The organism is Thalassotalea sp. G20_0 (assembly GCF_017744175.1).
GTDB lineage: Bacteria > Pseudomonadota > Gammaproteobacteria > Pseudomonadales > Endozoicomonadaceae > Endozoicomonas.
This window is the reverse complement of record NZ_JAGHQV010000007.1, coordinates 118,979-141,998: the sequence shown is the minus strand read 5'-3', so window position 1 is coordinate 141,998 and position 23,020 is coordinate 118,979. Positions and strand designations below refer to the sequence as shown.

Here is a 23,020-nt window from a genome sequence, read left to right as displayed (position 1 = left end):
TGATATAACCTGAATTCAGGCAAGCTGATTTTTGCATTTCCGGTAAAAGAACTTTAGGGCTGTTTACCGGTCAGAGGTGGTGTGAAAAAAAATATCGCAGATATTGATACCATTTACCCTGACCACTACCAGGGAACAAGCCCGTCTGGTAACCAGGCAGGAGAAACAGCGACAGAGGGGGGTTCGGTTGTTCCTCCGGAACAGGTGTCGCCTTTACTGGCATTGCCAAATGAGCTCCTGATTAAAATTTCTGACTACCTGTCTCTCGTTGATGTTAGTCACCTGGCTACAACCAGTAAGCGTTTGATTACACTTTTCAACACAGAAGAAAAACTGAAAAAACTGGCCCTTCAATATTATGGCTCTGACCTTGAAGCCTATAGAAAACTGATTGAAGACCGGGATATACATATACCTGCTGTTCCGAACAATGAAATTTATGACCCGGTATTACGGCTTGCTTATCATCGATGCTTAAGCGATCAATACCTGGCTTCTCTGGAAAATAATACCTGGCAAGCCTGGGTGGCAACGAAAAGGCATACTGTCGGGGTGAACTCAGTCACACCATTAGCCGATGGGCAACGGACTTCCTGCCTGGGGCTTACTGATCATCGAAACGCAAGTAATAAATACCTGAAGTCTCTGGGAATTAATACCCAAAAAACCTGCGTGGCGACACTTAAGGGGCATACTGACAGGGTGAGCTCAGTCACGGCGTTGGCCGATGGGCGGCTGGTTTCCTGTTCTTTTGACAAGACCCTGAAGGTGTGGGATCTGAAGCAGCCCGACGGGCAGCAATGTGTGGAGACGCTCAATGGACATGCTGGCAGGGTGAACTCAGTCACGACATTGTACGACGGGCGGCTGGTCTCCTGCTCTGATGACAAGACCCTGAAGGTGTGGGATCTGAACCAGCCCGACGGGCAGCAATGTGTGGCGACGCTGAATGGACATAATGGCAGTGTGAAATCAATCACGACACTGGCCGATGGGCGATTGGCTTCCTGTTCTACTGACAGGACCATAAAGGTCTGGGATCTGAACCAGCCCGATGGTCAGCAATGCTTGGCGACACTGAATAGTCATCAATCATGGGTATTCTCAGTCACGCAATTACCTGACGGGCTGCTGGTTTCTTCCTCTGAGGACGAGACCATAAAAGTGTGGGATCTGAGCAATTTCCAGGGGCCACCATGCGTGGCAACGTTGAATGGGCATACCGGCTGGGTGAACGCAGTCGCGCCATTGGCCGGTAAGCAGCTGGTTTCCTGCGCTGATGACAAGACCGTAAAGGTGTGGGATCTGAACAATCTTTACGGGCAGCCATGCGTGGTGACGCTGAGTGGGCATACCGCTCTGGTGAAATCAGTCACGTTATTGCCCGATGGGCGGCTGGCTTCCTGCTCTTTTGACAAGACCGTAAGGGTATGGGATCTGAGTTTGCCCGACGGAGAGCCATGCGTGGCGACGCTGCATGGGCATACCGGCTGGGTGGTCTTTGTTACGTCATTGCCCGGTGGGCGACTGGCTTCATGCTCTTTTGACAAGACTGTAAAGGTATGGGATCTGAGAGAGCCCGACGGGGTAGGGTAGCTATGCGTGGCGGCGTAGAATGTGCATACCGACGGTGTGAACGAAAGTTATGGATGGACGGCTGGCTCCTTGTTCCTCTCCTCATAAAAGAAGAAAAATCGTTTAAAGATGTAAAAAATAGCAGTGGTATCTTATGAAAGTTGCCACGCAGTGGCCTGTCTTGATCCCTTATTCTGTCTTCAGGACCGGATTCATGCGCTCATTAATTCATTTATTAAGTTAACGATTTTTTTATAGTCGGGTCAGGAGGTGAATAGGGCTTTACTCTTTATCAGGGCGGAGTGATATAACCTGAATTCAAGCAGACTGATTATTATATTTCCGGGAAAAGAACTTTAGAGCTATTCACTGGTCAGAGACTGCATGGCTAATCATATTGCTGATAATACTAACGGTTCTTCCCCTCATTATCCCCGGGAAACACATCCGTTGGACAATCAGACAGGAAAAAAAACGACTGCGGGGATTTCAGTTGTTCATCCAGGACAGGTGTCGTCTTTAATGGTATTGCCAAATGAACTCCTGATTAAAATTTCTAACGACTTGTCTTTCGTTGATGTTAGAAGCCTGGCTTTAACAAATAAGCGTTTAATGACACTGTTCAACACAGAAGAAAAACTGAAAAAACTAGCCATTCAATATTATGGCTCTGCCTTTGAAGCCTATAGAAAAATAATCAGAAAAAGGAAGGTACCCGCTGTTCCTGGCAATAAAATTCATGACCGTTTATTACGGCTTGCCTATTATCGATTCGTCAGCAATCAATACTTTGCTCATCTGGGAAGCAAAGCCTGGAGAGCCTGTGTGGCCGTTCTGAGAGGGCATAACAGGAGTGTGAACTCAGTTACGGCATTGGCCAATGGTTTGCTGGCTTCCTGTGCTGATGACCGAGCCGTGAAGTTGTGGGATCTGGGCAGGTCAGGTCGGCGCAAATGCGTGGTGACGCTAATTGGGCATACTGACAGGGTGAACTCAGTCACGTTATTGCCTGATGGACGGCTGGCTTCCTGTTCTGATGACGGGACTGTAAAGGTGTGGGATCTAAGCAAGCCCGACGGCCAGCAATGTGTGGCGACACTGTATGGGCATACCTATCGGGTGAACTCAGTCACGTTATTGCCCGATGGGCGGCTGGCTTCCTGCTCTAATGATGGAACCGTAAAGGTGTGGGATCTGGGCAAGCCCGACAGCCAGCAATGCGTGGCGACGCTGCATGGGCATGGCGACTGGGTGAACTCAGTCACGGTATTGCCTGATGGACGGCTGGCTTCCTGCTCTAATGACAAGACCGTAAAGGTGTGGGATCTCGGTCAGCAGCGCGTGGTGACGCTGAACGGGCATACTAACTGGGTGCAGTCCGTCACGGTATTGGCCGATGGGCAACTGGCTTCCTGCTGTTATGACCATACCGTAAAGGTGTGGGATCTGGGCAAGCCCGACGGCCAGCAATGTGTGGTGACGCTGAATGGTCATACCGGCATAGTGTTATCAGTCACGCAATTGCCTGATGGGCGTCTGGCTTCCTGCTCGGGTCCTTATGACCTGAGCGTAAGAGTGTGGGATCTGAGCAAGCCCGACGATCAGCAATGTGTGGCAATTCTGAAGGGGCATTCAGCTTGTGTGAAATCCGTCACAGCATTGCCTGATGGGGGGCTGGCTTCCTGTTCTCTTGACGGGACCATAAGGGTGTGGCGTCTGAACAAACTCGACAAGAAGCGACGGAGGGTGACACCCCATGGAAAACACAACCGGTTGAAATCAGCCCAGACCGGTGGGCGGCTGGATTCCTGCTCACCTCCCACGAAAAAGAAGAGAATTCGTTGATTGATAATGTAAAAAAAAGCTGTCGTATATCAGTAACCTGACAAACTGAGCCCGCAACGAAATGTCAACAGGCTCTTGATGCCTTATCAGTACTCGACCCGGTAGCTCAGGTTATAGGCTCGACCTTCAGCCTTGTGTGCACTGATACCGCTATAGGTTGTCCTGGCCCACTGGCTGTATACGGTCTCGTAGTCCTTATTCAACAGGTTGGTTATTCCTGCTTTAAGGGTGCCCATGGGAAGGTCGTAGGAAACCAGAAGGTCAACGGTTGTGTATCCATCAACTTCAAGGTCTGTCACTGTAGAGCCGTTAACTTTTTTCCCCTTGTCATAATCCAGGAAGGTCATGGATTGCAGACGGACATTAAGATCTCCCTGATCATAAGCGACAAACGTTGTAAATTTCTCCGGTGAGACATCCGCCGCTTGCAGATCCAGCCACTCTCCTATTTCCTTGTAATAGCTGCGCCCTTCAGTAAAGGCGTAAGTACCCCCGACGTACCAGTAATCATTCAGGAAATATTCAATAGCGCCCTCAATACCGTAGACTTTTCTTTTTTGATCCAGCAGGTCTACATTATGATCCGCATTAAAGGCGATGGTTTTGTCCGATTCATTGTAGAAGACGGAGACATTGGCAATGATATTGTCAAAGTTACCCCGCCATCCAAGCTCGAAACTATCCGTCTTGATGGCATCGAGGTTTGCTTCAGAAACATTGGTGCCATTCAGTATCGGGTTAGCAGCAAGAGGACTAGCCGGGGAGACCGTATTACGCAGAATTCTTGACGCATCGGGTACGTCAAAGCCCTGTGAGTAATTCGTGAACAGCTCATTACTTTGATTAAGGCGGAAGACCAGGCCAAGATTAAACAGCGTATCGTCGTATTTTCTGACGGCACCCTCCAGTGGAGTCCTTGAAGCCTCTGGCATAAACCAAGTTTCAGCAAGAGGCATATGATCACTGATATCCAGCCTTGCACGCTCATGTCTGATACCGCCATTCAACGTCAGCTGTGTGGTTAAATCATAGGAGGTTTGCAAATAAAGCCCAAGGGTTTTGGTTTCAACATCAGGACCATATTCATACTCTGGGCCTGTGGGCTCAATAACTCTGCCACCACTGGCTATGTAGTTTGCTAAATCATGCAGCTGTCCTCTTTGCTCACCATCGTCCACATCATAATCAAGACCGTAGGAAAGCCTGAGCTGATTATTCAGCGAACGGTCAAGGTTCAGTTTTACTCCAAAAACTTCAGCGGTAGACGTCGATTGGTTTACAAATGTATTGGCACCAATGACATTGGGATAGGGAAAGAATCGGGCTTCACGCTCCCGATAGTAGGTCTGGGCCTGAAGGTTACTGCCCAGGAAGTCGTCGTCTTTATAAACAAGGTCAATAGACTGCCGCTGACTGTAAGGCTGATTTTCCAGCTCAAGTCCTTTCAGGGCTGCGGGTGAGTCGGCAATATTGCCAGTCGGCAAGGATGAAATGTCGGGTGCATAATCAGAATCCATCTGGTCATCAAAGAATTGCAGCGTTGCCTCCAGTCGCTGCTGGTCGGTCAGGTCATACCCAAGTTTAATCAGTGCATCTTTGCTATCGGTATCCATGCGGCTGACCTGGGATGGATCAGGGTTAACCCGGTTACCGTCTGCATCAAAAATACCGCCGCGACTTTCGTAGGTGCCACTGAGCAGGTAGTCAAAAGCACCGGAGCGGCCACTGATATTCTGGTTAAGTGTCCAGGTGGTCAGTTCATCACCGGATACCTTGAACCCTGCTTCCGAAGCAAACTGCAACTCATCGGTTTCAGGCTTACGGGTAATCACATTGATAATCCCGCCGGTAGCGCCGCCACCATAAATCGCACTGGCACCAGAGATAACCTCGATGCGTTCAATATTTTCTGGCCGGATAGAGTTCAGTTGACGACTGATCTGACGGTTCTCCACCTGAGAGATACCATCGATCAGGATCAGCACTTTCCGGCCACGGAGGCTCTGGGTTCTGTCTGTCACCGTTTGCGTACTGGGCCCAAACCCGGGAATCACCTGTTCCAGAACATCCGCCAGCTTCTGTCCTGGCTGGGATTGCTGAATGATCTCCTGCTGGCCGATCACCTGAACAGTCCCCGAAATATTGGAGACGCTGGATTCTGACCGGGAGGCGGTAACCACTATCTGGTCCAGGGTAGTCACCGATGTCTCTGAAGCCGTTGTTGCCTGAGCGGCGGTAACCAGAGAAATCGCCGCCATGAGTGGCAGAGGTATTTTTTTACTGTTCATTTTTCGACTTTTCCATGAGTAATGATTGTCATTCTTATTAAGTCCTTATAGTTATTCAGGGCCTGCTTCCTGCAGGCCTCTTTACTTCTTTTATTAAGTTAACGACGCTGGATGTATTTTCCGCTGAGCAGCAGAAGGATGAAGTAAATACCACCGGCACCGGAAACCAGAAGGCCTGAGGGTATTTCAAAGGGGGCGATAACGGTTCGTGATAACCAGTCACTGCTGACCAGTAACAATGCCCCGGTAATGGCTGCTGCGGGAATAAGATGACGGTGACTGGACATACCGGTCACTCTGCAAATATGGGGAGCCATCAATCCTACAAAAGAAACCCCACCTACCGCTGCCACACTGACTGCACTGAGCAACGCGACGATTATCAGCAACAGCGCAATCGTGACGGATACACGAATACCGAGCAGTGTGGGCAGATAGGCACCAAGCTGAAGAATATCGAGCCTGCGCCACATCATCCACAAAGTGGGAAGCAGGATTATAACGGCTGAAAACAGGGGATAGGTGCGTTCATCCGTCACGGCATAGGTGCTGCCGGAAAGCCAGATCAGCACTTCACTGGACTGGTTGCTGCCCAGAACCAGCACCATACTGATCAGGGTGGCGGCAACCGCCGAAAGGCACAGGCCGCCCAGGGCAAATAATAGTGGATTGAAACCGGTCAGACGGCTCAGGGTCAACAATAGAGCCAACGCAAAACCACTGCCGAATATGGCTAACAGCATCAAACCAAAACTGTCTATTCCCGGGTAGAGGACGGCACCCAGCACAATAAATAAAACAGCGGTTGTCGTTAATCCTGATACATCCGGGCTGGTCAGTGGATTTCGGGTTAATGTTTGTAAAACGAGACCGGAAACCCCAAGTGCCGCACCCGCAAACGCAGCACTCATGACCCTGGGCCAGCGCAGGTGCATAAACGTCATCTCTATCTGGCTGAACAGGCTCAGTCCCATCAACACCAGGCACAGTGCGGACAGAACGGCCAGGGTGCGGTTGGGGTTCATAGGGAAAAGCGCACGGATCCCCGTTTCTCCCGGTGTTGTCACCTGTGCACTGACCCGGTTTCTCCGCGTCAGCAGAAAGATCATAAACGGGGCTCCAACAATGGTGGTCATGACACCGGCAGGAAAGCTGTAATGGGAGTCCGAGACCATTATCGGGATCAATCGTGCGGCAATATCAGCGCTGAGCAGCAACAATGCCCCCACCACCGAAGCCAGCAGCAGTCGCGACCATACCGACTGACAGCCCAGGCCCCGGGCAATATGAGGTGCGATCAGGCCAACAAAACTGATCATCCCCACCTGACTGACGACGGTAGAAGACAAAATCACGGCAATCAGCAAAGAAAAACCAACGGCATGGCGCACATTTACCCCAAGGGTTTGAGCCTGTTCTGTCCCCAGGGCAATCAGGTCAAGTTGCCGGGCAAAGAATAACGCGATAAGGGTGAACAGCAGGATTATTGGCCCGCTGTGCTGAACCGCCTGAAAATCGAACTGGGAGAGATTACCGGCACCCCAGGTATACAACCCATCCAGACGGTTTTCGAAAAACATCAGCATGCCAGCACTGATGGCACCGAAGGACAGGGTGATTGCCATCCCCACCAGTACCAGGTTAACCGGCGAATGGCTGATGGCACTGGCCAGACGGAAGACCAGTAATGTGGTGATTATTGCACCGGTAAATGCCACCACGACCGGGTATTGCCCGGTAATGTCCGGCAGCAATACCGATCCCATGACAATCGCAACCATGGCCCCGGCATTAACGCCCAGGGTTGCAGGGCTGGCAAAGGGATTCCTGGTTGCGCCCTGAATCAGTACTCCGGCCGCGCCAAGGGCTGCACCACAGAGTAAAGCCATCAGGGTTCTGGGCAGTAACAACCAGGTAACAATGGTTGCATTGAGGGGCTGATGCTCGCGGATACTCCCGCCCGGTACTGACGATGGAAAAAATGGCATATCAACCAGCAAACTGGCGTCAATTCCTGATGGGCCGGTCATTAATGATATTGCCACGGCCACCACATACAGCAGAAATACCGACAGGAAGACGGTGGTTGCTTTAAAGGAGACGGAGTAACTCATCATGCCTTCGGTACCAGTTGTGACACGATTGCCGTTGCCATGCGGTTTGCGGACAGCGGTCCTCCGAAGGACCACAGTGCCGGCAAATAGTGAACCCGCCCTTCCCTGACCGCCGGGATAGCCTGCCATACTGGAGAACGGGTCATGGCCGGAAGATCATCAGGCTGACTACCGATAATAAGCAGGCTGGCATTCCCGATGGTGGTCAGCTTTAACAGGTCAACATGGGTAAAGTCCCGCCCTGGCAGAGCGCTGTGCCAGCTATTCACCAGACCCAGCTCATTAACGATGGCCCCCGCCATGGACGCATCGGCATAGACCCTGAGCCCAAGGCCCATTCCCACAAATTTGCCAACGACCACTGACTGTCCGGTCATACCGGCTTGCTGGATACGACGTCGTGCCTGATCCATTAATAGCTCCATTTCCCGCAGCTTTTGCTCTGCCAGAGTCGTCCGGTCGATCAGTCGGGCGACAGAGCGAAAGACACTCTGCATCCTGTGGTAGTAGTTTGATGGGGTGTCTGTTGTGGGATACTGGGTAAAGAGCACCGTGGGAGCAATGGCTTCCAGCTCTGAAATAATTCGATTGTGTCGCCATTGGTAGCCCAGTATTAAATCCGGCTTGAGCGCCGCAATGGCCTCAAGTGATGGTTCGGATCTTAAGCCCAGCTCCTGAACCCCGTCTGGCATTACCGGACTATTGGATTGCCACTCCTTATACCCTTTGATTGACGTGACACCCGCAGGTGTAATACCCAGAGTCAGCAACATTTCCGCCTGGGTCCAATTAAGGGCGGCGATTTTATCGGGTATTTTTTCACCTGAATCGAAAGAGGATGCCCCGGCTGACTGAACAGTGGCGAGTAGCAACAGTAAGGTAAAAGCAATGTGTAGCCTGGCATTGAAAGAAACTGACATTCAGGCCACTTCCTTGTCTGATACACTCAGCACCGGTTGTAGTAAATGCTCAGTCGTACTGTTAGCCGATGGCAAAAACAGACAGTGATCATAGCCTTCCGGCTGAACTCTGGTGGTCTTAACACCGAATACATCTGCAATAACTTCCGTGTCGATTACCCGGTCCGCCCTGCCCTTTCGCAGCAGATCTCCATGGTTCATCAACACCACATCATCACTGAACTGCAGCGCCTGATTAAGGTCGTGAAGAACCCAGGCGACTGTCGTATTTTGCTCACGGTTCAACGTCCGGACAATATCAAGCAGCTGGAGTTGATGGGCAATATCAAGCCATGAGGTGGGCTCATCCAGCAATAAGATACCGGTCTCCTGAGCCAGGATCATCGCCAGCCATACCCGCTGCATTTCTCCACCGGACAGGTGATCGACCCGTGTCTTTGCGAAGTCCGCCATGTCCACCCGAGCCAAGGCTGTGTTGATTGCCTGATGATCACTGGATTTCATCCGGCCAAAGGGGCCGGCATGAGGGTAACGACCACAGGCGACCAGTTCAGAAACGGACATTCCCAAAGGTACGGGTGAGTGCTGAGGTAACAGTGCCAGCTTCCGGGCCAGCGCTTTTCTGTGCCATTGAAGCAGTGGTTTTCCTGCAAGCAACACTTCTCCGCCATCCGGCGTGATCAAACCGGAAAGCATCTTTAACAGCGTGCTTTTGCCCGAACCATTGGGGCCGAGAATGGCGGTTATTCTGCCGGGAGCCAACTCAAGGCTGATCGGCTTGATCACCTGCTTGCCATTAACACGGTAACTTGCCTGATTAAGGCGGAGTGTATGATTAGACATCCATTTTTCTTTTTTTGATGAACTGTGTCGTTTGTCTCAGGCTGATCCGTTTTCTGCTGGTTTATTGATCAGTTGCTTTGAGATGGTTGCGAATGATATTGATTATCATTTGATCGTTCAAGTGATTTTCTTGTTATCCTGTATTCGGGTCATTGCCCAATCCTTTGCTTCACTCCAATCCAGGCACGCCTTCATGGGAAACGGCATGGCACTTTGCATGTTTTTACTGACTACACGGTCGCCCTCTTGTTCCGAGCCAACCAGTCTGGCGACACCAGTACAATATAAACCCAGCAACTCCCGCTTCTCCTTAAACCAGAGCCCAAGCAATTTACGGGCTACGGGTGAAAATTCACTATTAGGCTGTGCATGTATTACCATGCTGAAGGGCTCTTTTCTGTCCAGAAGCCCGGATAACTCATGTAACCAATCCCGTGCATCCTGATCCGTTGCCGGAGCATTAAAGCGGATGGTAACCATGGGCCAACCCATCATTTGAATCGCAGACATAATGACTTCCCGTGTTCATGATCAACCCATAAAAAAGTGATCATCAGTGATACGCTGGCAACCAGCACCCCGACCAACTCCTGCTGCCAGCCATTACTATTAATCGTGCCGGCCAGCAATGCACCCAGCGTATAGCCAATGGTATGAATCATAGTGAGCATGCCGGTAAGCGCACCCTGCTGACGGCTGGCCTGAGCAGATGCCAACGCTGTATAAGCTGGTGTTAATAAAGCAACCGAAGCGGCGCTGATGGTCATTCCGCTGGCCAGCCAGAACAGGTTCTTACCAGTCACCATGAACATAGTGCCAATCAGCAACAACACACTCCCACACTTCAATGCCATGACCAGATTTCGCTGAACCCACCGGGCAGCGACCAGATGGGCAATAATGGTCGACAGTGCGGCCAGCATCATCAGGATTGACAGTAATCGGGTGGTGGTTACTCCATCATGAACAATAAGATGAAGTCGGGGACCGGCCAGGTATTGCAGAAACCCAAACAGCGTTGTGACTGAGCACGCCAGTAGCAGCAATGGCCAGGTCTCTGCCATTAATAAGCGCACATAGCCATTACGGCCCCCTGACACCTTGTCATGCCTTACTGATACCACGGGTAAAATGACCAGCATAATGAGGAAAACCATGGCCAGCAGCGATACCGCACCGAGAGGAAAAGCACTTCCCCAACCAATAAGTAAGGCTGGAACCAGGGGGCCTGATAGCCGACCCACATTAATACCTGCTGTGATGCGGCTGAGCATTCTGGCCCGATTTACTCGGGCACTGTCGTCAATTACCCATGCCTGAACCGCCGGATACAAGCCAGATGCAAGCAGCCCATAGATGATGCGGGCAGAGAACATCAAGAAAATTGCCTGCTGTTGATTCAGCACGCCAGACACAACTCCCTGAATAGACAGGGCCAGCATCAAAAAGCTCAGGGCTATGCCGACAGTACCCGAGATGATTACAGGTATACGACCATAGTTATCTGATATTCGTCCCCAGATGGGGGCCGATAGGATAAACAGTCCGGTACCGAGAGCAACCATGACACTGAGCACACCGTAGCCAATTCCGGTCTCTTCCAGAATGGCTGGCAGACTGATCAGCAGCGTTGTCTGGCCAGTTCCCAGCAGGAATACCGCAATCAAACGACAAAAGTTATTCCGGCCTGAGCGTTGCCCGGAATGTGTGTCTGTTGAAACGGGATATAACGCATTTTCCGGCATGTTTAATTCTCAACACTGCACATTTATTATTCAATTTGTTGCAAATGATAATTGTTATCATATAGGATAGCAACCCAATCCAGGATGGGTTCAATTTTAAAAAATGGAAATAACAGACTGTTGAAAAAGAAAATGGGTTGCTGGATAAGTTAAGAATTGATGACCAACCCGTATTAAAAATTTTAATAACTAACTCTCAAAAACGTTGCTGATGAGAGCGTAATTCGTTGAACCTTTAAAAACTGAAATAATAATGATGTCCTCAGACTCAAAACTAAAACATTCGGCTGATAAAATAATGTCCGGCACATCCTCCAGTGGCGTTAATGATCAATGGCTTGGTAATGCAGCTATGATCAGAAACCAGGCTGAAGTGCTGAGCGCTAACTGTTTTTTTAATGCGCTCCTGCGGGAATGGCAAGGCTGGACATTACATAAAGCCAATGAATTTAAGGCGATAGAGCGTTATCGATCACAATTCATCTCTGCAACCGGGAAGAATATTGATCGTGTGATCAATATCCCTGTCAATGATTCATCGTTATTGGTATTTATCAGTCACTTTTCAATTACCGGGCGTCACCAGTTTTTAATGCCAGTGATTTTATCAAGCCCGGCAAAAGCAACGGCTATTCCCGTCACTTTTATGGAGGCTGTTCAGTTGCTGGTAACCGGGGATATTCTCTGGCAGAGCGATCCACAGACCCGGAGACATTTCCTGCAACGGATTCATCACAGTGTTAACAATATTGAAACCAATCTGAGAGCCCGTCAGCCATCATTAGACGACATTTTTAACGGTCCCGGGGATTTTCCGACTTCAGAACAGTCACTGCTGACAGGGCACTCTGTCCATCCCTGCCCGAAAAGTCGTGATCAATTCAGTCAGGATGATGCCGCCCGATATATGCCGGAGTCTGGTCGCAGCTTCCAGCTCCACTGGTTTGCCATAGACTCCGACCTACTCGATGACGACAGTGTTCATACACTGTCGTTCAGTGAACTGACCAGACAACTGGCAGAAGAAGACAAAAGCTTTCCTGCAGCGTTACTCCATGCAACCCCTGAGCATCAAACGCTCTTGCCCGCCCACCCATGGCAGGCCCAACAGTGGCTGAAAAGCAGCTACATACGTCAGTTGATTCAGGAAAAGAAACTGGTTGATTATGGATTAAAGGGCAGTGACTGGAGAGCAACATCATCTGTACGTTCCCTACATGCCAGCCACGCGTCTTTTATGTTGAAGTATTCACTCAGCGTAAAACTGACCAACTCCGTACGTCATCTGTTGCCTAAAGAGGTGATTCGCGGCAAAGAGATCCATCAGGTGAAATATCATAGGTCCATTGGCACGGAAATGAAGCAGCGCTACCCGGACTTTGAGGTGATCACCGAGCCTGCCCATGGGGCTATCAGGGGGCCGGATGGGCAGATATTGCCAGAGACCATGATGGTTCTCCGGGAAAATCCATTCAATAACCCTCAATCATTGAAGGGAACCGAGTTACTGGCCAGCCTGACCCAGGATAATCCCAGCGGTGAATCAAGGCTGGTTACACTTATCCGGAAACTGGCTGACAAAGAGCAGCTTTCGCCAGAAAGGATAGCTCTTCGCTGGTTTAACCAATACCTGTCAACCGTCGTAGAACCGCTGATGATTGGCCAGTCAGACTTTGGCCTTTTATTTGGTGCCCATCAGCAGAACCTGTTGATCACCCTGAAACAGGGTTATCCCCGGAAAGTCTATTTCCGTGATTGTCAGGGAACGGGCTACAGCCATATAGCCCGTGAGCTTCTTGCGGAGACGATCTCAGAAGAAACCAGACAACAGGAGCATCATGTGGATGGTGAGCTGGGCAACTGGCTGTTTACCTATTATCTGATCATCAATTCCACCTTTGGTGTCATCAGTGCTCTTGGGGCCGGACAAGTCACCTCCGAGCCTTCACTGCTGATTGTTCTAAGGGAATTTCTGGTGAAACTCAGAGCGTCTGATCCCAGAGACCCCCGTTGTCTGGACTACATTCTCAATAGCCCTGAGCTCTGGTCAAAGGGCAACTTTTATTGCTCTTACTGCGATATGAATGAGAACACCCTGGAGAATCCTCTGGCAGTGTATCACCCGCTATCTAACCCGCTCTTGGGGTTGTCACAGGACGAACTTCTACCTTAATCGCCAAAAATCCGTAAACAGGGACAGCAATGACAACAATAATTACACTTTCGGGAAAAACGCTTCCGGGTATTCTTAATCCGGAGATAACACTGAAGCCTCTCAGCGCCAACACACTGTTGATCAATGATGCTACCACTTCGCTGCATTTGAGCATCTCTGGCACCGACAGGCTGGTTATTTCTCCTGCCAATAGCTCCGACCAGCAGGACAGGATTCCCGCTCATCTTATGGCGGCAGGCCTGGATTATCTGTATGCAAACCATCCAATGCTGGAACAAATTCACTTGTCCCCCCTGATATCTGAACGGCTGGAGCCAGAGTCATGGCTACATGATATCGATCAGACTTCCGGGGAGAGCATTAACGTCAGAACCGGCTTTTATCAGAATCGAACGCTCTGGCATTGGCAGAACAGCAACGTTCTGACGCCGGAAATCTGGACGGAAAACAGCAATGGCATTTCCCATCCGCTGCGACCATTACAACCTTCTGGTGTCGTTTATCAGCGTTATGATTATCAAAATGATCTCACTATCTCGTTCCGTTCCATTGATCCAGAGGAAGACCTGGCCATTTTCCATCAGTGGATGAATCAGCCGCGAGTTGCTGAGTTCTGGGAACTGGCAAAGAGCAGGGAAGAGCTGCGCAACTACCTGCAAACGCTGCTCAAAGACAGAAAATCCTGGCCCCTGGTCGGCAGCATTAACGGTGAACCTTTTGGTTACTTTGAGCTTTACTGGGCGATGGAAGATCGCATAGCTCCCTATTATGACTGCCAGCCATGGGACCGAGGTTTTCATCTTCTGGTGGGAAACCCGGACTTCCTGGGAAAACGGTTTTCCAACAGCTGGACCAAATCCATAACCCACTTCCTCTATCTGGATGATCCGAGAACCGGCCGATTGGTTGGCGAGCCAAGGGCTGACAATCGGCGTTTATTGAAATTGCTGGCACCTGCCGGCTGGTCGTTTGTTAAAACGTTTGATTTCCCCCATAAACGGGCAGCCCTGGTAAACGGTTATCGACGTACGTTTTTCAGGGAGGTACAGCTATGAATCAGGCGGTCACACAATGTCTACTGAAGAGTCCACTGAAGACCAAACCCTCCTCTTTCTGGTCACAAGCTAATCAACGATTGCTGGCCAAAAGTCTCAGTGAACTGAGCTGGGAAGAAGCGATTTCGCCACTGGAGCTTGATAACGGTGATTTCACCCTGGAGCTGCAAAGTGGCACCAGCTATCAGTTCGCCGCCTGGCGAACCATCTGGGATCAATTGATCATTGACCCGGCCTCCATTATTCGCACCGGCCCTGATGGTCAGCGCTGGTCATTTTCCGATGTCAGTCAGTTCTTTATTGATGCCCGGACGGAACTTCATCTTACGTCAGTAATATTGGCAAACTTTCTGGAAGAGCTGGCCAACACCCTGATGGCCGAAGTCAGGGTACAGCAGAACTACCATCAAAAAACCGCCGCTGAGCTGATTGACCTGACCGATGATGAGCTCCAATGTTATCTGGATGGTCACCCGAAAGTGACCGTCAGCAAAGGCCGTATCGGTTGGGGGTTCAATGACTATGAGGCGTATGCCACCGAATTTCTGCCGGATATTCAACTGGAATGGCTGGCCGTCAGCCGAGAGCATTGTCAGCTATCCAAAATAGACGACCTTTCTGAGCAGGCATTATTGTCTGCTGTGCTTGATACAGAGGCTCAGGCCAGGCTTTTAGGCGTCTTTCATGGAATGAATTTAACAGCAGACGCGTATTTCCTGCTGCCGGTTCACCCATGGCAATGGCAAAACAAGCTGGTGAATTTATTTGCTGGTGAGATTGCTGCGGGTCGTATCGTTCATCTGGGGGCTTTTGGTGATCCCATGTTGCCGCAACAGTCTCTGCGTACGCTGTCAAACCGGCAGAGACCCAAACAGTTGAATATCAAGTTGCCGCTCTCGATTTTAAACACCTCCTGCTATCGGGGTATTCCCGGTCAATACATCAAGGCCGGGCCGATGATATCCAGGTGGCTGGCCAATATTGTGGATAGTGACCCAACGCTGGCAGACTGGGGAGTCATCGTCCTCGAAGAGCCCGCGGGAGCCTTCTACCCCAACCCGATATTTACCCGGATTGAGGATGCCCCCTATCGTTATCATGAGATGCTGGGCTGCATCTGGCGACAGAGTGTACACGACAAAATCAAGGCATCTGAACGTGCTGTCCTGATCTCCACCCTGTTTCAGCGCGATGGTTTCAATGAGCCGCTAATCCATGAGTACATACGACGTTCAGGGCTGTCTGCCAGGCAATGGTTGACCCGGCTCTTCGATTCGGTGGTCATCCCACTCTACCATTTGCTCTGTAAATACGGTGTTGGCCTTGTGGCCCATGGTCAGAATGTCACGGTGGTTCTTGAGCATCATCAGCCTGTGCGTGTTGCTCTTAAAGATTTTCAGGGTGACTTGCGTCTTGTTGATCAGGACTTTCCTGAGCTTGAAAGCCTGAGTGACTATGCCCGCTCAGTAACTGCGAGACTGCCCGCTGAATACCTTATCCATGACCTGCAGACGGGGCACTTTGTCAGCGTTCTGCGTTTTATTTCTGCTTGCCTGGCGGAAAAAGGGTTTTCGGAGGTGGACTTTTACGGACTCCTTGGTAAGCAACTGCAGTTGTATATGAAAGCACACCCGGAACTTAACGGGCGATTTAAAATCTTTGACCTGTTCCAACCGGAAATGGCCCGTGTTTGCCTGAACAGAGTCCGATTCAAACAAGGTTATGGTGACGCCAGTGAACGTCCACTGCCGGAACTGGGTACACCGCTTAACAACCCATTAGCAACAACATTCAGGGAAGTGCCATGAGATTGCAAAAAATCACGGATTGCGAAACCGATATTCTGGAACTGGCCGGACTGGGTGCCGGGCCATTCAATTTGAGCCTGGCCGCCCTGCTCGATAGTCAGCCTGCCATTTCAACCCGGTTTTTTGACAAAAAAGCAACCTTTGGCTGGCATCCGGGTTTAATGCTTCCGGGGGCTCATATGCAAACTTCCTGCCTGAAAGACCTGGTTACCGCTGTTCAGCCTACAAGCCCGTGGTCGTTTATTTCATTTCTGGTCAATAAAGGCCGTTTTTATTCATTTCTGTCGACTGAAAAAATGGTCATCAGCCGTACAGAGTTTGTTGAATACCTGAGCTGGGTGGCAAATAACCTGAGTTCGGTAACGTTTGATACTGAAATTCGGGAAGTCAGCTTTACTGATCATCACTTTGTGCTGAAGTCTGACCATCAATCCTTTAAAGCCAGAAATCTCTGTCTGGGCACCGGTAAATCACCCCATACCCCTGAGTGTACCCGGCGATGGCTCGGCCCGCACTGCTTCCATGCCGGTAGCCTGATGACTCGGGATATAGATTTATCCAATAAACGGGTGGCGGTTATTGGTGGCGGACAGACCGGGGCCGAAGTCTTCCTGAACTGTCTGCGAGGCCAATGGGGAAAGGTTGCCCAGGTGAACTGGGTATCCCGGCGAGCGGGTTTTGAACCTCTGGATGAAAGCCCCTTTACCAATGAGTATTTCACCCCGGGCTATGTCGGCCAGTTTCTGTCACTGCCCGGTGATAAAAAAGAGCGCATCGTCAATTATCAAAAGCTGGCCAGTGATGGGATTACCCCGGCCTATCTGCTGGAACTCTACCGGGAGCTTTATGACCAAACCTATCTGGACAATGATGATGTAAGCTGGCAATTGCTGCCGGATCGAACGTTAGCGGATATGTCCTTAACGTCCACAGGCTATTATGATCTGCGTTTATTCAATGCATTGTCAGAATGTGATGAAAGACTGGCCGCTGACGTGGTTATTCTATGCACTGGTTTCCAGAATACACTGCCTGAGTATCTGGAACCGATTCGGGAACGGTTAACGCTGGATCAGCAAAATCGATTCAAGCTATCCCCAAGTTTTAAAGTGGCCTGGGATGGCCCGGAAGACCGACGGATTTATGCGGTGAATGCCGGTTTGCACAGTCATGGTATTGTTGAGCCGCAGTTAAGCCTCACGGCCTGGCGCTCAGCAACCATCATTAATGACTTGATGAACGACGATGTATTTCCGGTCAATCACCCCCCCGGTTTTATCCACTGGCAGAGTAATACGGATTTTCTGCCCAATAGCAAAGGAGAAAATGGGTAGTTTTTTTTCACCAACCTCTATCTATAAGGTTGGTGGAATAGTCCTTTAAATTCAGATTAAAGAAAGGCATGCAATCTGATGTAAGAGGCTGTCTGAGAATGGACTGCTCTATCGGGCAGCTGCTGCTACATTACATACGGTGGCTATTCTTGGTCAACCTCCCGCTCGATCCGCCAAAAAGACAGGATTTTCCGGTCGCCATCCATAGAGCTGACCTGTATGGAGTGACCGCAAGGACTGAATTTGAAGCTGTCAATGCAACCCTCCGCTTGCAGGCGGCCCTTTTCCTGCCAGACACCCTTAGGGGTTATGCCCAGTACAACCAGGTAAGATTTGTCGTTAACATCAAGGCCGGCAAAAAGGGACCCACCGTGATTAAAATCCGGTTCACAGAGTCGTAAATTAGAGTCCGGGGTTTGCCGGACCCATTCACCGTATTTCTTTTGCACCTGGATATCCAGCCTCCCCCGATCATCAGTACAAATAATCGAGTGTCCGTCCGGGCTGAGCTTCTGGGCAGTGGGAACATTGGAGTTTTCATACCTGCGACTACCTCTCATGTCACACATATAAGTAAACATGTGCTGGCAGTGCCAGATTCCGGCCCCGTCCAATTGCCAGACCATTGCAGATCCCTCCTGAAACAGCACAAATACCGAGGAGTCCACATTGAATGTCACCATTGAATCAGGCAAAACCCTCCCGGACTTCTGGAAATAGTCATGATCTTTTATTTCCGCTACCCAACCGTTGTTATCCGTTAAATGCCAGATATCAAAATTATCTTCGCTATGAACAACCAGATACCGACTATCGGGACTGAAGGTTACTTCCAGTGATATAATATGAACGGGTTGCGGCTGATGTTTGGTGATTCTTATCGCTTCAGACCATCGACCGTTATCACCAAGACTAAAAACAACCACGAAAAAATCCTCTACATTTATATCCATGTCGTCGGAATCTTCCCCGGCATCATTGAAGCATGCAGCAAAATACTGACTGTCCGGACTGAATTGAATGGTGTCAAAACAACAATAATTCTCTACTCTTTTTCTCGCTTCTGTCAGAGCCATGGTAGGCATGCTAAATTCCAGTTTCCCGTTGGCTAACCAGCGGCCATCCTTTCTTTTTCCATAGAAATGGATATATCCTCCACAATTTATGGCAATATGATTACTGTCCGGGCTGAAAATACTGCGACGTCCGATGCAAACACCGTTGTTTTTCCATTGACCATTCAATTGCTGGCCTAAAATCAGGCTCATCCGGTAAGATTCAGAATAAATCAGAGATTTCCCATCGGGTGAAACCTTAAAAGATAAAGAGCCAAAATTAAGACTTTTTACACCATAAGGATCGGGAAAAAGCTCAGCAACGGTCATTCGCTTTGTTTCAGTCCATAAGCCTTTCCCATCCCGCTGAATAATCGACAGTAAATCGTCTTTAGCACCATAGGTTTTAAAAGCAGGTCTATCAGAGGGGGGAGGATCAACAGGTATAAAAACAGTATTGCCATGGTATCGATCAATGCTGTTAAAGCATTCGAAGAAACTGCGAGCTTTAATGGTGAATTCCCTGCTCCAGCAACCATCACTTCCCGCCGTCCAGATAGAACACTGAGAGCTGTGACTATCATTAATGAGCAGCCGACTGTGATTCTCATTGAGATAGTATTTACTAATGTTATCCTCCCTGCCAAACGAGTTTTGCAGCACAAATTTAAGGGAGATGGCATTAATGGTTTCATTGCGTAAATGATCAGCGTGATATGCACAGATTGCCGGCAAATTGTCAGTACAATGCGATTGTCCGGCAATGACTTGTATTGTTGATGTCCGCAGATGATGAATCAGTGGTTGATTGGTAATACTCAGGTCCCGGTAAAACATCTGTTCATTCTTACTCAGATTCCCGTAGTACTGAACAACTTCAAATAATCCATACTCATTCAGGACCGTGTGCATTCTTCTGGAAACAAGTGCCAGATTACACGCGTCCTTAAGCGGTAAATAACCGGTAATTTTCAACAATAATTCCACCGGTAGCCAGGTAATACTCCACCTGTGGAAATGAGCTGATTGTTCAGGAATAACCGGATTCGTTTCACTCAGACAAGGTTCATCAGGTTTTTCCTGTGCAGTAGGCAATTGCATGATAAACCCTCTCATCAGATCACTACGGAAAAATCTGATTAAGAGGTTAGTCCAGAGATGTCATATCTGAAATAATTCTCAGGACTTTAAACCCCGTTTTCACCAACACAATAACGCAATACCCATCGTAAGTAGTTAACCAAATGAAATCATATTTTTCTGACTAAGTGGACAGTCACTCTGCGGCGTTGCAACTCCGGTCACATAGCTACGGCTATGCTTCCTACGTTGCGCCTTGCATAGTAACTGTCCACTTAGCCAGAAATATACGATTCCATTTGGCCAACTACTTATTTTCGAAACCCTTAGCCTGACATCGGCTATGTCTGGGCGTCATGGTGTGGTTCTTCTTTTTGGCGTGCGTTCAGGCCATCAGCATCAAACAACACCAGATCATGGGGAATAATGTTCAGTTGAACGTTGGCATTTCCGGCTACCGGATTTGCATGCTCTGCCACCAGCTGATAACTCCCCTGGCAACCCTCCAGATGAATCTCGCTGCGTATACTTTTGCCCATAAACTGCTGCCGGGTAATGGTGGCCTGTGGAAAAGTATCGATAGAAGCCTGAGACAGTGAGCCTTCAGATTTAACCACAGCCGAGAGGGCAACCATCTGTGGCCGGATAAACAACTCAAGACTTGTTCCTGCTTTTTCCACAGAGAGCGGTTGGGTGGATGCCACAACGCCTAATGGGGTGCTTACATGAAACTCATCTTCAATGGTGGCCGGCAAAACATTTCCAGCCCCCATAAAGTCAGCAATAAAACGGTTGTCAGGGTTGTGATAGATATCGAAGGCCGTCCCCTGCTGCATGATTCTGCCCTGCCCCATGACGGCAATGGTATCCGCAAAAGCAAAACCTTCTTCACGGCTGTGGGTCACAAACAGTCCGGCGACTTTTTGTTGCTTCAGGATATCCCGTATTTCCCTGACCAGATGCTGACGGACCTGGCTGTCGATATTGGAAAACGGCTCATCCAGCAACAGAATGGAAGGCTCGTTGGCCAGTGCCCTGGCGATGGCCACCCGTTGTTGCTGCCCTCCGGACAGTTCATGTGGATAGCGCTGGTCAAGACCATAAAGGTTCACCAGCTGCAGCATATCCTGAACCCGTTGCCTGACCTGTTCGGAGGTCTTTTGGTTCTGGCCGAAGGCTCCCTTAAGTCCAAAACTGTTAAGTCCAAAACTGATGTTGTCAAACACCGTCAGGTGGGGAAACAGGGCATAATCCTGAAAGATCATGCCGATGCCCCTCTGCTCTGGCGGCATTACTCTGGCAGCAGAGCTGACTTCCCTGCCATGCAGCTCAATGGTGCCGGATACCGGTTGAATCAAACCGGCGATCGCTTTTAATAAGGTCGACTTACCACAGCCACTGCGACCCAGAAGGCAAACAATTTCACCATCCTCAATGGCCAGGTTTACCCCGGACAGGACCAGATGATCGGCAGTGGCGCTGCTTTTTCTGGCAGACCGATCATAAGCACAGGCAAGTTCAGTGATGTTCAGGGCACTCATTGCTGTTCCTGCCTTTCCAGAGAGCGATTAAGCATAATAAGGGGAACCAATCCTACCAGAACCAGCACCAATGCGGCAGGTGCCGCATATTCCAGCTGCTCATCAGAGACGTATTGGAAGACCCGGGTGGCCAGTGTTTCAAAATTAAAGGGCCGCAGTAGCAGAGTGGCAGGCAGCTCTTTCATACCCTCAATAAAGACCAGCAGCAGCCCAGCCAGCATGCCTTTACGAATTAACGGCAGATGCACACGCTTGACCATTTCCTGGGGGCTACACCCCAGGGTTCGGCTGGCCATATCCAGTGAAGGAGACACTCGCCCAAGACTGGACTCAACGCTGCCAACAGCAACGGCGGAGAAACGCACCACGTAGGCAAACACCAGGGTAATGGCAGAGCCGCTGAAAATAAGCCCAATCGGTGACTGGTGCCAGTGAATCAGCAGTTCGTTGAGCAAATTATCCGAGAGCGTCAGAGGGATCAGTACTCCAATGGCCAGAACATTGCCCGGCAGGGCATAACCGGTGGAGGCCAGGCGAGCAGGGATACGGGAAAAGCTCGTGCGCTGTAAACGCTGATAAACACCAAGGAACAAGGCTATAAAGCAGGCAATTGCAGCTGCGGAACCGGAAACCACCAGGCTGTTGATACCGTATTCAAACAGCGCACTGCTCCATGACTCATCGAAATAGGCAATCAGGTACTCCACCAGCACCAGTGATGGCAACAAAAAGCCGAGAATGACCAGCACCCAGCACCAGCCGATAGCCAGCCATTTTGACCAGCCGGAAAGCTCGATCAACTCCCGCTGCTCCTGTCCGGTATTTTTCTGGTAGAGCTTCTGTTTACGACGGCTGTATTTTTCCATGCTGATCAACAACATGACCACCAGCAACATCATGGCCGAGATTTTTGCCGCCGCATTCAGGCTGCCATAACCAAGCCAGGTGTCGTATACCGCCGTGGTTAATGTGGGCACGGAAAAATAGCTTACCGTGGCAAAATCACCCAGGGCTTCCATGCCCATAAGCGCCAGACCGGTAATGATGGCGGGACGGGCCATGGGCAGGGTTACCCGGAAAAAGCTGTGCAGTGGCGAGCAACCTAACAGTCGGCTGGCCAGGGTCTGGCTTTTCGATTGCTCAAGAAACGCGGTTCTTGCCAGCAGATACAGATAGGGATAAAGCACCAGGGCAAGCACAATAATGGCACCGCCCAGGCTGCGTATTTCCGGGAAGGAATAGTCTGCTGCTGACGTCCAACCCGTGAGCGCTCTGAGAAAACGCTGCACTGGTCCGGCAAATTCCAGCAGGTCGGTATAGATATAGGCAATAACGTAGGATGGCATGGCCAGTGGTAATACCAGTAACCACTGGAGCTGATCTCTTGCCGGAATCCGGGCATTGGCCATCACCCAGGCGGCAGGGATCGCCAGAACAGCCCCAAGTCCCCCTACCCCGAGAATCAGAAGAACACTGTTCACGATGTAGGTGGTCAGGACGGTATCCCAAAGATGATCAAATAACTCACCGGCAGGGGCGAGAGCCTCCAGAACCAGGGCGATAACAGGGGAAAAAAGTAAAAGGGCCAGCAGCCAGCTGCCAGCCCTCCAGTAGGTTGGTAAGTTGTGATTCATGTACTAA

15 protein-coding genes are annotated in these 23,020 nt (G+C 50.0%); 6 read left to right on the top strand and 9 right to left on the bottom strand.

Annotated features, from left to right (window positions below):
* The first annotated feature begins 81 nt into the window (after positions 1 to 81).
* Together J7438_RS06345 and J7438_RS06340 are read left to right on the top strand one after the other, a co-directional pair.
* Positions 82 to 1,596 (top strand): F-box/WD repeat-containing protein, encoded by a 1,515-nt coding sequence (locus J7438_RS06345; protein WP_209275868.1) that lies wholly within the window; start codon positions 82 to 84, stop codon positions 1,594 to 1,596.
* Positions 1,597 to 2,097: 501 nt separating this feature from the next.
* On the top strand, positions 2,098 to 3,420 hold the full coding sequence (locus J7438_RS06340; protein WP_209275867.1) for an F-box/WD repeat-containing protein: 1,323 nt from the start codon (positions 2,098 to 2,100) through the stop codon (positions 3,418 to 3,420).
* An 86-nt stretch (positions 3,421 to 3,506) separates the two neighbouring features.
* On the opposite strand, the gene J7438_RS06335 is transcribed toward J7438_RS06340, so the two are convergent.
* From J7438_RS06335 to J7438_RS06310, 6 genes are all read right to left on the bottom strand, one after another.
* Positions 3,507 to 5,708, bottom strand: coding sequence for a TonB-dependent receptor (locus tag J7438_RS06335; protein WP_209275866.1), 2,202 nt, complete (start codon positions 5,706 to 5,708; stop codon positions 3,507 to 3,509).
* A 98-nt stretch (positions 5,709 to 5,806) separates the two neighbouring features.
* Entirely contained in the window at positions 5,807 to 7,825 is a 2,019-nt protein-coding gene (locus tag J7438_RS06330) for an iron ABC transporter permease (RefSeq protein WP_209275865.1), read from the bottom strand.
* Positions 7,822 to 8,742 carry an iron-siderophore ABC transporter substrate-binding protein gene (locus J7438_RS06325; protein WP_209275864.1) on the bottom strand — a complete coding sequence of 307 codons (921 nt, stop codon included), beginning with the start codon at positions 8,740 to 8,742 and terminating at the stop codon, positions 7,822 to 7,824. The genes J7438_RS06330 and J7438_RS06325 overlap by 4 nt, the downstream gene beginning before the upstream one ends.
* A complete protein-coding gene (locus tag J7438_RS06320; protein ID WP_209275863.1) occupies positions 8,743 to 9,585 on the bottom strand; it encodes an ABC transporter ATP-binding protein in 843 nt (280 codons plus the stop codon). It lies immediately after the preceding gene.
* A 117-nt stretch (positions 9,586 to 9,702) separates the two neighbouring features.
* Entirely contained in the window at positions 9,703 to 10,095 is a 393-nt protein-coding gene (locus J7438_RS06315) for a hypothetical protein (protein ID WP_209200280.1), read from the bottom strand.
* The gene (locus J7438_RS06310; RefSeq protein ID WP_209275862.1) at positions 10,077 to 11,330 is read right to left on the bottom strand and encodes an MFS transporter; all 1,254 of its coding nucleotides are present in this window, start codon (positions 11,328 to 11,330) and stop codon (positions 10,077 to 10,079) included. Before J7438_RS06310 ends, J7438_RS06315 begins: the two co-directional genes overlap by 19 nt.
* A 298-nt stretch (positions 11,331 to 11,628) precedes the next feature.
* On the opposite strand from J7438_RS06310, the gene J7438_RS06305 reads away from it, so the two are divergent.
* The 4 genes from J7438_RS06305 to J7438_RS06290 are packed head-to-tail and all read left to right on the top strand — an operon-like array spanning position 11,629 to position 17,703.
* Entirely contained in the window at positions 11,629 to 13,503 is a 1,875-nt protein-coding gene (locus tag J7438_RS06305) for an IucA/IucC family protein (protein WP_209275861.1), read from the top strand.
* Between the two features lie 29 nt (positions 13,504 to 13,532).
* On the top strand, positions 13,533 to 14,561 hold the full coding sequence (locus J7438_RS06300) for a GNAT family N-acetyltransferase (RefSeq protein WP_209275860.1): 1,029 nt from the start codon (positions 13,533 to 13,535) through the stop codon (positions 14,559 to 14,561).
* Entirely contained in the window at positions 14,558 to 16,369 is a 1,812-nt protein-coding gene (locus J7438_RS06295; RefSeq protein WP_209275859.1) for an IucA/IucC family protein, read from the top strand. Before J7438_RS06300 ends, J7438_RS06295 begins: the two co-directional genes overlap by 4 nt.
* Complete coding sequence (locus tag J7438_RS06290) at positions 16,366 to 17,703, top strand: lysine N(6)-hydroxylase/L-ornithine N(5)-oxygenase family protein (RefSeq protein WP_209275858.1); 1,338 nt, start codon at positions 16,366 to 16,368, stop codon at positions 17,701 to 17,703. Before J7438_RS06295 ends, J7438_RS06290 begins: the two co-directional genes overlap by 4 nt.
* Before the next feature lie 143 nt (positions 17,704 to 17,846).
* Here the strand turns inward: J7438_RS06290 and J7438_RS06285 are convergent, their stop codons facing one another.
* The 3 genes from J7438_RS06285 to J7438_RS06275 all read right to left on the bottom strand — a co-directional run bounded on the left by J7438_RS06285 (position 17,847) and on the right by J7438_RS06275 (position 23,013).
* A complete protein-coding gene (locus J7438_RS06285; protein ID WP_209275857.1) occupies positions 17,847 to 19,859 on the bottom strand; it encodes an F-box/WD repeat-containing protein in 2,013 nt (670 codons plus the stop codon).
* 320 nt (positions 19,860 to 20,179) lie between these two features.
* Positions 20,180 to 21,379 carry an ABC transporter ATP-binding protein gene (locus tag J7438_RS06280; RefSeq protein ID WP_209275856.1) on the bottom strand — a complete coding sequence of 400 codons (1,200 nt, stop codon included), beginning with the start codon at positions 21,377 to 21,379 and terminating at the stop codon, positions 20,180 to 20,182.
* Positions 21,376 to 23,013, bottom strand: coding sequence for an ABC transporter permease (locus J7438_RS06275; protein ID WP_209275855.1), 1,638 nt, complete (start codon positions 23,011 to 23,013; stop codon positions 21,376 to 21,378). The genes J7438_RS06280 and J7438_RS06275 overlap by 4 nt, the downstream gene beginning before the upstream one ends.
* Between the last annotated feature and the right edge of the window lie 7 nt (positions 23,014 to 23,020).